Genomic DNA, 15,003 nt, shown 5'->3' on the forward strand with positions numbered 1-15,003 from the left:
TACGTAAAGTCCAATCGACTCCTGCCCCCGATTTTTCTTAACCTCTCTTTAAGCCGTCGGGTGAGTCGATTTGATTCGCGACGTTCGGTCTTGCTGGCGGGGGGCCGCACCAGCTTCTGTTCAACCTTTCGTCCGCACGATTTTGCGGATGAGGCCGTGCGCGTCGTCGCATGCGGCCGAACCGGAGACGCGACATGGTACAGCTTACAAAACACGACCTCAACTTCATCCTCGCCCAGATCAAGATCGCAGAGGCACATGCTGCCGGTGGCGACCTTGCGGAGCTGGTCGCCGGTTATAATGGCAATGACGGGTTCGCACAGGCGCATCTACTGCCTTACGGCCTCAGGACCGTCGACGGCAGCTACAATAATCTGTTGCCGGGCCGCGAGAATTGGGGCGCGGCGGACCAGTCATTCCCCGGCATCTTCACGCCGGAATATATGAACGACGCCGACGGCGACCAATATGACTTCAATCCGATGCCGAATATGGAGACCTGGTACACCAACAATAATTACGCCAACGCCGGCCCTGGATCGGGTTCGTCGCCTGGCCCGGGCAGCGGCACCGTGATCGACGCCGATCCGCGCATCATCTCTAATCTTATCGTCGATCAGACGCTGAAGAACCCAGCCGCCATTGCCGCCGCGCTGACGCATGCCGGCATGTCGGGTTCGGCCCTGATGACCGCGCTGACCCAGATCGTCGCAGCACGCGACGCGCTCGAAGCCGCCGTTGCTGCGGCCGCGGCGGCCGAGGGGACGATCGATGGGCTCAATGCCGATGTTGCTGCTGCCCAACTCGCTCTCGCCGACGCGCAGGCGGCCGATGGGTTAGCTGCGGCGCAGGCCGCGACCGACCTCGCCGCCTTCGAAGCTGCCGATGCCGAAGTCGCGCCGGCGATGGGCGCGCGCGACGTGAGCCTCGCCGCCTATGTGGCGCTCCTTGCCGACACGACGGATAACGGCGAGCAGGCTGTCGAGATCGCCGCTGCGCTGGAAGCCTATGGCGCGGCTGAAGCCGCCTACCAGCTGGCGCAGGACAATGCCGAGGCGGCGGAAGCCACCTCGACCGCCTCTGCCGCGGCTGCTGCCGCTGCCGCCGCTGCTCTTCTGGCGGCGCAGGCCGCGCTCACCGACGCCGAAACCGCGCTCGCGGAAGCGCAGGCGGTCGATGTCGTCGTCGCCGACGCAAACGCCGCGCTCGACGCCGCCCTCGCCGAACATGGTGTGGAGATGGACGGCAACACCGTTTATCTGCCCAACGTATCGCCCGACGAAGGACTGTCCTCGCCATTCAACGGCTGGATGACGATCTTTGGACAATTCTTCGATCATGGCCTCGATCTGGTCGCGAAGGGCGGCAACGGTACGGTCTATGTGCCGTTGTCGCCTGACGATCCGCTCTATGTTCCGGGCGGCCAGAACTATATTCCGCTGACCCGCGTGACGGTGGATGCTGGTGCCGACGGCATCCTCGGTACCGCCGACGACGGGCCGGGGCCGAAGAATCTGACTACCCCCTGGGTCGACCAGAACCAGACCTATGCCTCCTCGGCATCGAAGCAGGTCTTCATGCGCGAATATATCCCGGGGCCGGACGGAAAACCCGTTGCGAGCGGCCTGTTGCTCGAGGGCAGCAACGGCGGTCTTGCGACCTGGGCCGATATCAAGGCGCAGGCGCGCGACGTGCTGGGGATTGAACTCACCGACCTGAATGTGGGCAACATCCCGCTGATCGCGACCGATCCCTATGGCAATTTCATCCCCGGCGCGAACGGCTATCCGCAGTTGGTCGAAGGCATGGGCCCCGACGGCCAGCTGGGTACAGCCGACGATGTTCTGCGCGAAGGCAATCCGGCCGCGCCGGTCAGCGCGCAAGGCGTCGTGCTCACCGGCCATGCCTTCCTCGATGATATTGCGCACGCTGCCGTGCCGGTCACTATTTCCGTTCCGGTGCTCGACGATGCTGGAAACCCTGTGCTTGGTTCGGATGGCAATCCGCAAATGCGCCCAGCGCTCAATCCCGACGGCGACTCGGCGCTCGGTTATGCGAACGCAGACGGCTCGCCCGGTCCGCAGGGAATGCGTGGGCCCTCGGCCTATGACGACGAACTGCTCGACCGGCACTTTGTCGCCGGCGATGGCCGCGCGAACGAGAATATCGCGCTGACCGCGGTCCACCAGGTTTTCCATTCGGAGCACAACCGGATCGTCGAGCACACCAAGGAGGTGACGCTGGCGTCGATGGACCGCGCCTTCATCAACGAATGGCTGCTGACCGACCTGACCGATGCGCAATTCGCGACGCTGACGAACGGCAACCCGGCTGCGATCGCCACGCTGTCGGACTCGCTGGTGTGGGACGGCGAACGCCTGTTCCAGGTCGGCCGCTTCACCAACGAGATGGAATATCAGCATCTGGTGTTCGAGGAATTCGGCCGCATGATGCAGCCGGACATCGACATTTTCCTGTTCGAGCCATCGGCCGACATCAATCCCAGCATCGCCGCCGAGTTCGCGCACGTCGTCTATCGTTTCGGTCACTCGATGCTGCGGCAGGATATCGCGGTCATCGAAATGGATGAGGACGGCAACCCCGTTCAGAACGACATTTCGCTGTTCGACGGCTTCCTCAATCCCGTGATGTATGACTCGCTCGGCTCGGCCGAGGAGGCTTCGGGCGCGATCATTCGCGGCATGAGCCGTCAGACCGGCAGCGAGATCGACGAATTCGTCACCGACGTGCTGCGCAACCAATTGCTCGGTATCCCGCTCGATCTGGCGACGATCAACCTCGCTCGCGGCCGCGACGTGGGCATGCCATCGCTCCAGACGGCCCGCGAACGCTTCTTCGAGGCGACCGGCGACACGCTGCTGAAGCCCTATGAAAGCTGGGCCGATTTCGCGCTCAATCTCAAAAATCCGGCGTCGGTCATCAATTTCATCGCCGCCTATGGCACGCATGAATCGGTGCTCGACACGCCTGACAACCCAAAGACCGTCGAAGAGTTGCGCGAAGCGGCGACTTTGCTGGTCCTTGGCGGTGCGGGCGCACCGGCCGACCGGCTCGATTTCCTCAATGCCGAAGGCGCTTATGCCAATGACGCCAAACTTGGCGGCCTCAACGATATCGATTTCTGGATTGGCGGGCTTGCCGAAAAGAAGATGGCGTTCGGCGGCATGCTCGGGTCGACCTTCAGCTTCGTGTTCCAGATGACGATGGAAAATCTGCAGGACGCCGACCGTTTCTATTATCTGTCGCGTACACAGGGGCTCAACCTGCTCAACGAGCTGGAAAACAACAGCTTCGCCGAACTGGTGATGCGCAACACCGATCTGGGCGACGATCATTCGACCGCGCTGCCGGGCAATCTCTTCTCCGCGTTCGAGATGCCGCAGTTGGAAATGGACATCAGCAAACAGTTGGGCGCCGATCCGGAGACCGACGACCCCTTCATCGGCAACTTCACCAGTTTGGTCGAGCGCGTCGATGCCGACAATGATGGCGTCGCCGAATATCTCCGCATCAACAGCAACGAGCATTTCGTCGTTGGCGGCACCGAAAACGCCGATCATATCGTTGCAGGCGGCGGCGATGACGCCATCTGGGGCAAGGGCGGCAACGACCGGATCGAGGCGGGCTATGGCGTCGACAAGGTGTTCGGCGGCGAGGGTGACGATATCATCACCAACGCCGGCACCGACATCGGCGAGGCGGATTTCCTCCACGGCAACGAAGGCAATGACGTCATCCACGGCGGGTCGGGCCTGTCGCTGCTGTTCGGCAACCAGGGCAGCGATTTCATCATCACCGGCCCCGACGGCAAGGAAGCCTTTGCCGGCACCGGCAATGACTTCGTCCTTGGCGGCACGGGCATGGACTTCCTGCTCGGGAACGAAGGCGATGACTGGCTGGAAGGCGGTCAACGCTTCGACACGCTGGCCGGTGAGAATTCGGAGCTGTTCTTCAACTCGTCGATCATCGGCCATGATGTGCTGAACGGCGGCAGCGGCGATACCGATTATGACGCCGAGTCCGGCGACGACATCATGTTCCAGAACAATGACGGCATCCAGCGCTCGAACGGGCAGGCCGGTTTCGACTGGGGCATCCACAAGGGCGATGTCACGGCCGCCAATTCTGACCTTGGCATCCCGATTTTCGAAACGCAGGAAGCCTTCATCCTGCGCGATCGCTTCGACCTGGTCGAAGGGCTGTCGGGCTGGAATCTCGACGACACGCTGACCGGACGCAGCCGCAGCACCAACGCCCGCGGCGAGTTGCAGAATACCGCGGCGATCCCGGGCCCCGACTCGCCACTCGACTCCTACTCGAACGATCTGCTGGCAAAGAATGTCGATCTGATCGACGGGCTGGACGTGCTGGTCGCCCATCTTGGCGCGGGTATCCCGGTGACCAAGGTGGTCGATGGACAGACGATCCCCGTGCTCGACGAGAATGGCGTGCAGGAACGCATCATCTTCAGCACTTCGCAAGCTGGCGACATTCTGCTCGGCGGCGGCGGCAACGACATAATCAAGGGCCTCGCGGGCAACGACATCATCGACGGCGACCGCTGGCTCAACGTCCGTATCCTCGTCACGCCCCGGCCGACCGACACTTGGGAGGCATTCAGCGTCGACAGCATGACCGAAATCGCCCCGCGCATGGTCGCCGGCGAGATCAACCCCGGCCAGTTGTCGATCGTCCGCGAGATCATCGACGGCGATGCGGCAAACACGAACACCGACATTGCGGTCTACACAGACGTGGTGGAAAACTACACCTTCACCCGCAATGCCGACGGCAGCATCACGGTCGACCACACGGGCTTCGATGACGATGGCGGTGACGATGATCTGCCGGAAGAGGTTCAGAACCGGCCGCTGTCCGATGGCACCGACCGACTGTTCAATATCGAGGTGCTGCGCTTTTCGGACGGCAATGGCGGCACGGTCGAGATCGCGATCGACGATCTTCCGTTCGCCAACACGCCGGCCACCGGCGCCCCGGTCATCAGCGACCTGACGCCCACCGAGGGACAGGCGCTGACGGTTGATGTTTCGGGCATCGCCGACGCCGAAGGTCTGGGTGCGCTCAGCTACCGCTGGCAGGTGTCGAGCGACGGTGGAACGACCTGGAACAACATTCTGGCCAATGCCACAGGTTCGAGCTTCACGCCCACCGATGGTATCTTGGGCATCGGCGGACAGGTCGGCGGCCTCATCCGTGTGGCGGTGAGTTTCACCGATGGTGACGGGAATGCCGAGACGCTGTTTTCGGCGCCGACCGGGGTCGTCGGCGACAATTGGGACGCGATCCCGTTCCTCGCGAATACGTTCAACGGCACGGAAGGCGACGACATCGCCGATGGGACCAACGGGCTGTTCGGTGCCGGCGCCAACGACACGCTCAATGGCAATGGCGGCAACGACATATTGAACGGCGCCGGGGGCACCGACACGATCAATGGCGGCGCGGGCAACGATAGCGTAAACGGCGGCGCCGGCAACGACACGATCCTGTGGAACGCCGGTGGCGGTCGCGACATGATCGACGGTGCCGCAGGCACCGACACTGTTCGCGTGACCGGTGACGCCACCGCCGAAACCTTCGGCATCTATACCCGTGCAGCGGCCGTCACAGCGGGCTTTACCGGCTTGGCTGCGGCGACTGAGATCGTGCTGACCCGCAACGGGCTGGTTATCGCGGAACTCGACAATATCGAAGAGATCGTGATCAACACGCTGAACGTCACGGCGAACGACGGCGGCGGTTTGAACCAGGGTGGCAACAGCGGCGATCTGATCCAGGTGTTCGGCAATTTTGCCGCCACCAGTCTGAACTACAGCACGATCACGATCGAGGGCAGCGCGGCGAACGACACGGTCGACATCAGCGCGTTGCAGTCGGCGCACCGCGTCGTGTTCCGCTCGGGCGGCGGTGACGATGTGATCATCGGCCAGATGCGGGCACAGGATCGCTTCGAACTCGCCGAGGGCAAGACGATCGCCGATTATACCGCGACCGACAATGACGACGGCAGCACCACTCTGGCGAGCGAAGGGCACAGCGTGACCTTCTTCGGCACCACCGCCAACGCGCAGAATGCCGGCACCTCGAATGACGATGACGATGACCATGATTACGATGACCATGATGACGACGATGATGCGTCGGCACCGCCGCCCGTGCAGATCGATACGCTGACCGGAACCGCCGGGAACGATACGCTGAAGGGCGGATCGGGTGAAGACGTCATCGGCGGCCTCGGCGGCGACGATGCGCTGACCGGCGGATCGGGCGACGATACGCTGGCCGGTGGCGAGGGCGACGATGCCCTCGGCGGCGGGTCGGGCGACGATCTGCTGGCCGGCGGCGACGGCGACGACGTCCTCGGCGGCGGATCTGGCGACGACCGGCTCGACGGCGGCGACGGCGATGACGTCATGACCGGCGGCAGCGGTGACGATGTCTTCGTCTTCGGCGAAGGCGACGACCGCGTCACCGACTTCCAGCTTGGTGAAGACAGCATCGACCTCAGCGGGCTTGGCGTCACGGCACAAAGCTTTGCCTCGCGCGTCGTGATCAGCCAGTCGGGGAATGACACGCTTGTCCGCATCGACGGGAATGAACTGCGTCTCGACGGTGTTTCCGCCGCCAATTTGCAGACTGCCTCCTTTGCCTTCGCTTCGACTGGTTCGAACACGGCGACAAATAACACCCCCGCAGCCGAGAGCGAGGCGACGGCGAACGATCCTTCGCCGCAGCCGGTCGATCAGGGCGGAACTGGCACAGCGCCAGATCCTTCGGCGGCGGGCCATGATCGCTCGGGCGGCGGGTTCGACTTCGACCGGGCGGATTGGTGGCTGCAGTCGCGGTTCGATACGAATGGCCGCCACGAGACGGGCAATCACAACTGGGATCTTTGCTAAGCTCCCGCGCCCCCGGGAGGTCCGGACCGGCGATCGCCGGTCCGGACTCGACCGAACAGGAAAGAAACAGGGTCATGCGAACCGATTCCGCCGTTCCGCCGCAAATCAGACAGGCTTTTGCCGCCTGCCGTCAGCATTTCGTGGCCGCCGCCGCGTTCAGCGCGCTCGTCAACATCCTCTATCTCGCTCCGACGATCTACATGATGCAGGTGTATGATCGGGTCGTTCCAACGGGCGGCGTGCTGACCTTGTTTTGGATCACCGTGATAGTCGCGGTCGCCATTGCCTGCCTCAGCGCGCTCGACATGGTACGCAGCCGGCTGATGCTGCGCGCTTCGCTGCGGCTCAACCGCCAGCTTGCGGCGCCGATCCTTGACCGCCTCCTAGCCCGCGCAAAGGGCAATGCCGATCCCGCGTCGGCGCAGGCGATGCGCGATTTCGACGCGTTCCGAAGCGTGGTCGCCAGCCCGTCGGCGATCGCCTTGTTCGATTTGCCATGGACACCGCTCTATTTCGTCGTCGCTTTCATCATTCATCCCGTCCTCGGGTTGTTGATCTTCGGCGCCGGCGCCGTGCTTCTTGTCCTCGCGCTTCTCAACGAGCGGGCGACCAAAAGGTCGGCCGCGACGGGGCATCAGGCGATGGCGGCCGCTTATGCAAAGCAGGAGTCGATGTTCGAAAAGGCCGAGATCGTCCGCGCGCTCGGGATGCGCCGCGCGCTGGTCGCGCGGCAGATCGCCGATCGCCGGACAGGGCTGGAAGCCAGCGCAAACACGCAATTGACCGCCGCGCGTTATACGGGCCTGGTCAAATTCGCGCGCATGTTCCTGCAATCGCTGGCGCTCGGCGTCGGTGCCTGGCTTGCCATCAACGCCGAAATCTCTGTCGGTGCGATCATTGCCGCGTCGGTGCTGCTGGCGCGCGCGCTCCAGCCGATCGAACAGATGGTCCAGGCCTGGCCGACGATCGGGCAGGCGCGCGCAGCCAAGGCATCGATAGAGGCGCTGTTCCGTTCGACCGACAATCTCGTCAGCGATCGCGTCGTACTGCCGGAGCCCGAGGGTTATGTCGAACTTTCCAATATCTCGCTGCGTTCGCCCGATAACAGCGCATTGATCCTGCGCGGTGTATCGACCTGGCTGATCCCCGGCGAAGTGCTCGGCGTGATCGGTCCCTCGGGCGCCGGCAAGACCACGCTGGCGCGCATCGCGGCGGGGGCGATCCCGCCCGACGGCGGCGAAGTTCGCATCGACGAAGCGCAATATGGCGACTGGGATGCCGAGCGCCTCGCATTGCACATCGGCTATCTACCACAGGAACCGACATTGTTGCCGGGCACGATCGGCGAAAATATCTCGCGCTTTGCGGCGGCACGCGGCGAGCATGCGGCTGACATCGACGATAAGGTCACGCGCGCCGCGATCGCCGCCGGCATCCACGACCTGATCCTGCATTTGCCGGGTGGTTATAACGCTGAGATCGGCGACGGGGGATTGCGCCTGTCGGGCGGGCAGGCGCAGCGCATTGCGCTGGCCCGCGCGCTCTATGGCGATCCCAAGGTTCTCATTCTCGATGAGCCCAACGCTGCGCTCGACAGCCAGGGTGAGGAGGCGCTGAACGACGCCATCGTTGCCGCGAAGTTGCGTCAGGCCGCGATCATGATCGTCACCCATCGCCAGTCGGCGCTGCGCGACGCGGACCGCCTTGCGGTGCTGAAAAATGGCGTGATCGAATATCAGGGGCCGCGCGCCGAGGTGTTGGAATTGCTGCGCGAAAGCGCGGCGGCCGCGGCGAATGTCATCAAGATGACGAGGAACAAGAAACCATGAATGCGATGAGCTTTGGCGACGACCTGCACGGTGAACCGCTTGCCGTCGATACCATCGATTCCCCCAAGCGCGAGCTTCGCACGGGAATATGGGTCGCCGCGGCATTTTTCGTCGGCTTCCTTGGTTGGGCTGCATTCACGCCGCTCGACGCGGGGGCGATGGCGCAGGGATCGGTTTCTGTCTCGGGCAATCGGCAAGCCGTGCAGCACAAGGACGGCGGCATCGTTACCGCACTAATGGTGACCGAGGGGAGCGAGGTTCGCCGCGGCGACATATTGCTCAAAATTTCGGCCTCCGATATCGTTGCCGCCGAGCGCGGCCTGACCGGCGAGGTCGTGGCCTTGCTGGCGCAGCGCGCGCGACTGACCGCCGAGCGCGACGGTGCGCGGCACATCGTCCGGCCAGTCGAATTCTCTTCTTATCTCGCGGGCGACCGGGCGCTTGCCGATGAGGCAATGCGCGGCCAGCGCCTGCTTTTCGACGCGCGGAAACGCTCGGGTGTCACCGAACGGGGCATGCTGGGCCAACGGATCGCGCAGCATAATCAGCAGATCGGCGGATATGGCGCCCAGATGGAATCGAACCGGATTCAGCAGCGGCTGATCAATGAGGAACTGACCGGCCTCCGCACATTATCCGAGCGCGGGTTCGTTTCCACCAACCGGCTGCGCGCCGTGGAGCGGAGTTCCGCGCAGCTTGACGGCGATTTCGGTGCGCTGCGGTCCGACGTTGCGCGGCTCGAAGAGGCGATCGGTGAATCGCGCTTGCAGATGGTGTCGCTCGACCGCCAGGTGATCGAAGAGGTCGCGACGCAGCTCCGCGAGGTCCAGGTCCGGCTCGACGAACTGCAGCCGCGCCTGTTCGCCACCCGCGAAAGGCTGACCCAGTCGGTTGTCCGCGCCCCGTCCAACGGACGCGTCGTCGGACTGAAGGTCTTCACCGTCGGCGGTGTCGTCGCGCCGGGCGAAATGCTGATGGAAATCGTTCCGCAGGACAAGGCGCTGGTGGTGCTCGCGAAAGCCTCGCCGAACGACGCCGACGACCTGACGTCGGGCATGCAAACGCAAGTGCGCTTTTCGGGCATCCAGGAACGCAGCCTGCCGATCCTGAAGGGCAAGATCAGCAAGGTGTCGGCGGACAGTTTCGAAGATAATCGCACGGGAATGGAATATTTCGAGATCGAGGTCGTCGTTCCGCCCAAGGAGATGAAAAAGATCGCGGCCTTGCGCGGCGAAAACAGCTTGCGCGCGGGCATGCCCGCCGAGGTGATGGTGCCGCTGCGCGAGCGGACCGCGCTCGGCTATCTGATCGAACCGCTCACGCAGACATTGTGGAGGGCCGGCCGAGAGCATTAGTTGTGAGCTTCGGCCCGCAGAAGTTATCGGGTCGCTGCGACCAGCCGAAAGGCCTCCGCTTGCATCCTATCCCGCCAAATAGTCGATGGGCCGCGATCCGCTCTGAGCCTCCCGCTGGTCTCGGTTGCGCCCGGGGCACCGAACGCCGCGATTGGCCGCAACATCAACGGATGTGCGGATCGGCGGGCCTGATCTTGGGTCGCTCCGATCCCGACGGGCTGGTGCTCGGTCGGGAGCGACGCTAAAATTCAAGCGCTGGAACCGAGACGCGGGTCGGTGAGTATTCTCGCCGAGCTTCAACACACAAAGGATTGAACGCTTTCCACCGGGCCGCGCTCTCGCGCGGTCCGGACTAATTCGGCACGCCTCAAGGCGCCTATTTCGTGCCCGTTGTCCATGCTCGGCTAACCGCAACCGGCCACCCGCGACTCCACGCTGGATGGAAAATCTGAAAAACCCGGATTGGTTGCCCTTCCTCGAAACACAGAATTTTTCGTAGTCGATCCGCCGATCGCCGGGCCCATCAGGCCGCGACTTCAGCTCGCCGCGTCCGTTGCACGGCCGGGCAACATCGCATTTGGCGTGCGGTCGGGCGATGCGGCAGGGCGGGAATATTTGTTCGACAGGAGCGTTTCATGCCCAGATTCTTCGGCTCGATCTCCGCACTTTGCCTTGCAGGTGCGATGTCGCTCGCCGCCCCTTTGGCGCAGGCCCAGGAAGCGGCGCCGGCCGCCTCGCTTGCCACCGGGGCCAAGGTGTATGACCAGAATGGCGAGGAAGTTGGCCAGATCGCTAAAGTGTCGGGCGACAGGGTTGCGGTGTCGATCGACGGCAATGGGCTGGTGGTTCCCAAAAACGCCTTTGTAAAAGGCGCCAAGGGACCGGCGTTGAAAGCGCCCAAGGCGAAGATCCTTGCGGTCCTGAGGCAAGCCGAGGCTGATGCGGAAGCGGTCGATGGCGCATTGAAGCCCGGGGCCGAGGTCCGCAGCGCCGATGGTGCCGCGGTGCTTGGCAAGGTCACGGCGATGGCGCCCCAGGGCGCGGTGCTGGCGACGCGCGAAGGCAATATCACCATGCCGCGCGCTGCATTTTTCCTGTCGGCCAAGGGATTGGCGGTGAAGGTCGATGAAGCACAGTTTCTTGCCGGCGTCAGGGCGGCGCGGGCGCAAAAGAAGGGCGGTTGACCGTAGGCGGCGATTTCGAGCCGACTTCAAAATCCGAAAAGGCTGAAACTCGCCTCGGCGCGCAGTCCGATGACCAGCGCGTCGGCAATGGTGCGGTCGGCCGACGGGCGGTGGACATAATGGATGTTCGGTTGGACGGCGAGCCACGATGCGACCTGTGCGCGGTAGGTCGCCTCCACCGCAACCTCGGACGACGACGCGCCCGTCGCCGCGCGCCAGGAGTCCGACGTGAAGGCCGCGGCGAATGCGATGCCGAACTCGTCCTCTTCGCGCCCGGGAACCCAGCCGCTGAATTTGAGGCCGCCGCTCGCAAAACGGTCGAACATATTATACCGCCCGCTGGCGGTGCCGAGCCGGGCGAATGCGTCGACCTTGCGGCCCGATCGTTCGATGAGCGGGACCTCGGCGCGAACATAGGTCCCGGCATTGCCGTCACCCGGCGCGGTCCCGTCGTTGCGCTCGAAGTAGGCGGTATAGCGCCAGTGACCGAGCAGCAGCTTGCCGCCGCCAAGCGGTGCCTCGACCTCGCCGACGAGCAATGCGCCGTCGCCATGACCGAGCTTGACCGCCGTCCGCCCGGGATACGCCGGATTGCCGGGAACCCCGTCTAGAACCGCGGCGCGAACCGTCCAGCCCTCGGCGGGAGATACCGCGAGCCGCGTAGCGAGCGAGGTCGATGGAAAGATCGAGGGCCCGTTCTGCCCGCTCTGCGCGAAATCGGTGCCGATGCCGTGCGGGCTGCTGACGAACAGGCCCGCTGCGTCGAGCGCGTCGAATTCGGAATTGAGGTCGTACAGCCCGACGCGCAGCGAGGCATGCTCGCCGAGCTTCTGGTCGACCCATGCCTCATAAAGCCGCAGCGCCGAGGTGCCGCTTTCGATATTGCTGACCGCCTGCGTATCGCCGACGAGGCCGCTGATCGAACGACCATTGTTATAGAGGCCATAGACATGGACTTGCGCCCCGTGCCAGCCGACGAGCGCCTCCATATCGGCCTCGAACACGAGGTCGAAATTGTCGAGATAGCGTGTCCCGCGCTTCACGCCGCCCGACGCATTCCCGATCAATTCGGCCGTGTAGGTGGCTTGCAACAACACGGGACCATGCGTTTCGTCGGTCTCGCCCGGCGCGTGGGTATGGGCGTGCGGCAAATGGCCGTGCGGCGGCGGCAAGCTGAGCTCTTCGCCGGCTGCCGCGAGTATCAGGGCAGAAAGAAACATCAAAAACTCACCATGAAAGCAAGGCGGACGCGGTCGAGCCAATCCGAGGACTGCAGCGATCCGGCATAGAGGGGGTCGAGCGGGCGATAGTGGTACCAGAGCAGGTCGAGCTGCAGGTGCGACGCCGGGACATAGGAAAGGCCGAGGCCGTGGAGGCGGTAGTTGGTCGACAGGTCGATATTGTCGTGGCTGAACGCCGCGAGCACCGAATCCACTTCGACCTCGGAGAAATTATAGGCGATGCGGAAGTCGCCGGGTTTGACCGTGCGGCCCGCCGCGAATTCGAGGTTGAATGCGGCGTCGCCAGAGACAGCCGCGCCAAGGTTACGGACATAGTCGGCGGTAAAGGCGATCGGCCAGCGGTCCGATGGCCCCGCCCAACCAAGCGTGCCGATCGCTTCGATCAGATAAAAGTCGGACAGGTAGCGGCCGGCCGACAGGAGGTTGCCGCGCAAATCCCCCGTATCGGCGCCGGCGACCGAGCCGAGGCGATAGTGATAATAGCTGCCGGTCAGCCCCGCCTTGAAATCGGAGCCAAGCGGCGCGGACAGCGCAAGTTGGCCGCCGAGCATGTCGCTGTCGCGCGCCACCGCGGCTTCGCCGATGACGAAATAGATACCGCGCGCGTCGAGCTTCGCGCCGCCGCCCAGCCCGGCGCTATACGCCGCGGCGACCCCTTGCGGCGACACGTCGCCGTCCCACAACATGTCGGTGCGCTGGAATATTTGCGGGAACTTTCCGGCCAAAGCGGTGAGGCCGCCGCTGTGATAGCGGATCCACGCCTGATCGAGCGAAACCGCAAAATCGTCGACGAAATTGCCGAGCGTAACGTCGGTCGAATTGGGATCGTCGGGGTCGCCGGTCGCGATTTGGGTGCCGACCGAGAATGTGTCGCTAACCGCATATGTTGCGCGTAGGCGCGCGCGCACCGCCATGCGCGAGCGGTCGCGGCCATCGACGAAATTCCATTCCTGCCGCAGGCGCAGGTCGCCGCTGACGTCGAGGCCGGGGAGGCGGAAGGCGACCTCGGCAGCGGGCATGGCGGTGGGGAGTTTCTGCAAGGCGGGCGGAGCGGTCCCGGCAATCGGGGCCGACAGCGTTGACGTGGCGGGCGTGGGGGTGGGCGTCGGGGCGGGCGCAGTCACCTGCTGGAGAAGCTCCGTCTGATTCGTGACGAGCGCCTCGAGCTGGTCGATCCGCTGTTGCTGTGCGGCGAGCTGGCGTTCGAGCACGTCGATACGGCCGTCCTGCGCATAGGCCGGCGCAGCGAGGCTGAGCGCCGTCGCGGCGAGAAGAGTGCGACCAATCCGCATTATATTGGTCCCCTCCGGGTCGCTATTCTATCGGCCATTACTGACGCGAGGCTGACACGGACTTTGCACGCGGTTTACGTCGCTTGATCCACAACATCACGCCCGCGACGATCATCGTGATCAGCCACAGGCCGATCGCGATCGACAACAGACGCCCCATCGTGCCGCCGGCCTCGCCGGTGTGGATCGGGAACAGCGCGCTCATGAACGCCCGCGCGGGTTCGGCTTCCGCGATCGGGTAGGTGCCGCGGACGCTGCCGTCGTTGGCGTCGACCAGGACGATGCTGCCGCCATACGCGCGGCGGATCTCGCCGGGCGCGCGGACGCGGATGCGATATGTCGCATCGCCGTCCTTGGGCCAGGCGACTTGCGTCAGGCTGCTGCCCGGGATCGCGGCCAGCGCGGCGGATGATGCCGTGACAAAGCCCACTGGCGGGTTCGTCGCCGGATTGGCGGGCAGTGATACCGGGGCGGCGCCGATCATTTCGCCAAAGCCGTCCTCGAATTTCATGAGCGTACCCGTGGCGGCGATGACGAGCGCGGGGACGACCGCCCAAAGACCCACGGCGCGGTGCCACGAATAGAGGCGCGCGGCGGCGGGGCCGCGCGTCGCCGGCTTGATCGCGATCCGCCAGGTGCCGGGCCGTGGCCAAGCGGCAACCAGCCCGAGCATGAGGTTCGAGCAAAGGAGGACACCGCTGATCGACACGATCCAGCTGCCCCATGATCCGAGCAGGTCGTGGTGGAAGCCGACGAGAAATCCCATGATGTCGCTGTCGTTCTCGCGCGGCGTGTCGATGATTGTGCCGTCGCCGGCGATGCGGACCTTACGGCTCTCGCCGTCCTTGTCCTCCAGATAGATGGTGTAGCGGTCGGCGAGCCCCGCGGTCGTCCAGATCGTCGTGACCTTGCCGCCGCTTTCGGGGGGCGCGAGCGTCTCGATCCGCCGTTCGATCGCGGCGAGGTCGGTCGGGCGGTGGATCGCCGAAATCGACCGGTCGGTGATTTCCCAGTGGAAGACGATCAGGATGCCCGTGATCGCCTGGAGCAGCCAGAAGATCGCGGCGCCGAGGCTCAGCCAGCGGTGAAGGGTCAGGATGCGGCGGCGCGGCGACGGCTGCGCGGGTGTGGCAGGGGCGGTCATCCTGTTTGTCTGAGGGC

General features: G+C 64.4%; 7 protein-coding genes. 4 read left to right on the forward strand and 3 right to left on the reverse strand.

Annotated features, from left to right (window positions below):
* Positions 1–194 precede the first annotated feature (194 nt).
* The 4 genes from SKP52_RS05665 (at position 195) to SKP52_RS05680 (ending at position 11,309) form a co-directional block, all read left to right on the forward strand.
* Entirely contained in the window at positions 195–6,941 is a 6,747-nt protein-coding gene (locus SKP52_RS05665) for a peroxidase family protein (protein WP_081997527.1), read from the forward strand.
* Between the two features lie 74 nt (positions 6,942–7,015).
* A complete protein-coding gene (locus SKP52_RS05670) occupies positions 7,016–8,770 on the forward strand; it encodes a type I secretion system permease/ATPase (protein WP_052207871.1) in 1,755 nt (584 codons plus the stop codon).
* Complete coding sequence (locus SKP52_RS05675; RefSeq protein WP_228383834.1) at positions 8,767–10,125, forward strand: HlyD family type I secretion periplasmic adaptor subunit; 1,359 nt, start codon at positions 8,767–8,769, stop codon at positions 10,123–10,125. The genes SKP52_RS05670 and SKP52_RS05675 overlap by 4 nt, the downstream gene beginning before the upstream one ends.
* A 635-nt stretch (positions 10,126–10,760) precedes the next feature.
* A complete protein-coding gene (locus SKP52_RS05680) occupies positions 10,761–11,309 on the forward strand; it encodes a hypothetical protein (RefSeq protein WP_052207873.1) in 549 nt (182 codons plus the stop codon).
* 26 nt (positions 11,310–11,335) lie between these two features.
* On the opposite strand, the gene SKP52_RS05685 is transcribed toward SKP52_RS05680, so the two are convergent.
* Genes SKP52_RS05685 through SKP52_RS05695 form a run of 3 tightly spaced genes read right to left on the reverse strand, consistent with a single transcriptional unit; the run spans position 11,336 to position 14,986 of the window.
* Positions 11,336–12,529, reverse strand: coding sequence for a carbohydrate porin (locus tag SKP52_RS05685; protein ID WP_039572711.1), 1,194 nt, complete (start codon positions 12,527–12,529; stop codon positions 11,336–11,338).
* Complete coding sequence (locus SKP52_RS05690) at positions 12,529–13,842, reverse strand: putative porin (protein WP_039572713.1); 1,314 nt, start codon at positions 13,840–13,842, stop codon at positions 12,529–12,531. Before SKP52_RS05690 ends, SKP52_RS05685 begins: the two co-directional genes overlap by 1 nt.
* A 37-nt stretch (positions 13,843–13,879) precedes the next feature.
* Positions 13,880–14,986, reverse strand: a complete 1,107-nt coding sequence (locus tag SKP52_RS05695) for a PepSY-associated TM helix domain-containing protein (RefSeq protein WP_039572717.1) — start codon at positions 14,984–14,986, stop codon at positions 13,880–13,882.
* Positions 14,987–15,003: the final 17 nt, after the last annotated feature.

It is taken from the genome of Sphingopyxis fribergensis (assembly GCF_000803645.1).
GTDB classification, from domain to species: Bacteria; Pseudomonadota; Alphaproteobacteria; order Sphingomonadales; family Sphingomonadaceae; genus Sphingopyxis; species Sphingopyxis fribergensis.

Coding starts and splice junctions, on each gene's coding strand:
- SKP52_RS05695 (WP_039572717.1), bottom strand. CDS start 14,986: ATGACCGCCCCTGCCACACCCGCGCAGCCGTCGCCGCGCCGCCGCATC.
- SKP52_RS05665 (WP_081997527.1), top strand. CDS start 195: ATGGTACAGCTTACAAAACACGACCTCAACTTCATCCTCGCCCAGATC.
- SKP52_RS05680 (WP_052207873.1), top strand. CDS start 10,761: ATGCCCAGATTCTTCGGCTCGATCTCCGCACTTTGCCTTGCAGGTGCG.
- SKP52_RS05685 (WP_039572711.1), bottom strand. CDS start 12,529: ATGTTTCTTTCTGCCCTGATACTCGCGGCAGCCGGCGAAGAGCTCAGC.
- SKP52_RS05690 (WP_039572713.1), bottom strand. CDS start 13,842: ATGCGGATTGGTCGCACTCTTCTCGCCGCGACGGCGCTCAGCCTCGCT.
- SKP52_RS05670 (WP_052207871.1), top strand. CDS start 7,016: ATGCGAACCGATTCCGCCGTTCCGCCGCAAATCAGACAGGCTTTTGCC.
- SKP52_RS05675 (WP_228383834.1), top strand. CDS start 8,767: ATGAATGCGATGAGCTTTGGCGACGACCTGCACGGTGAACCGCTTGCC.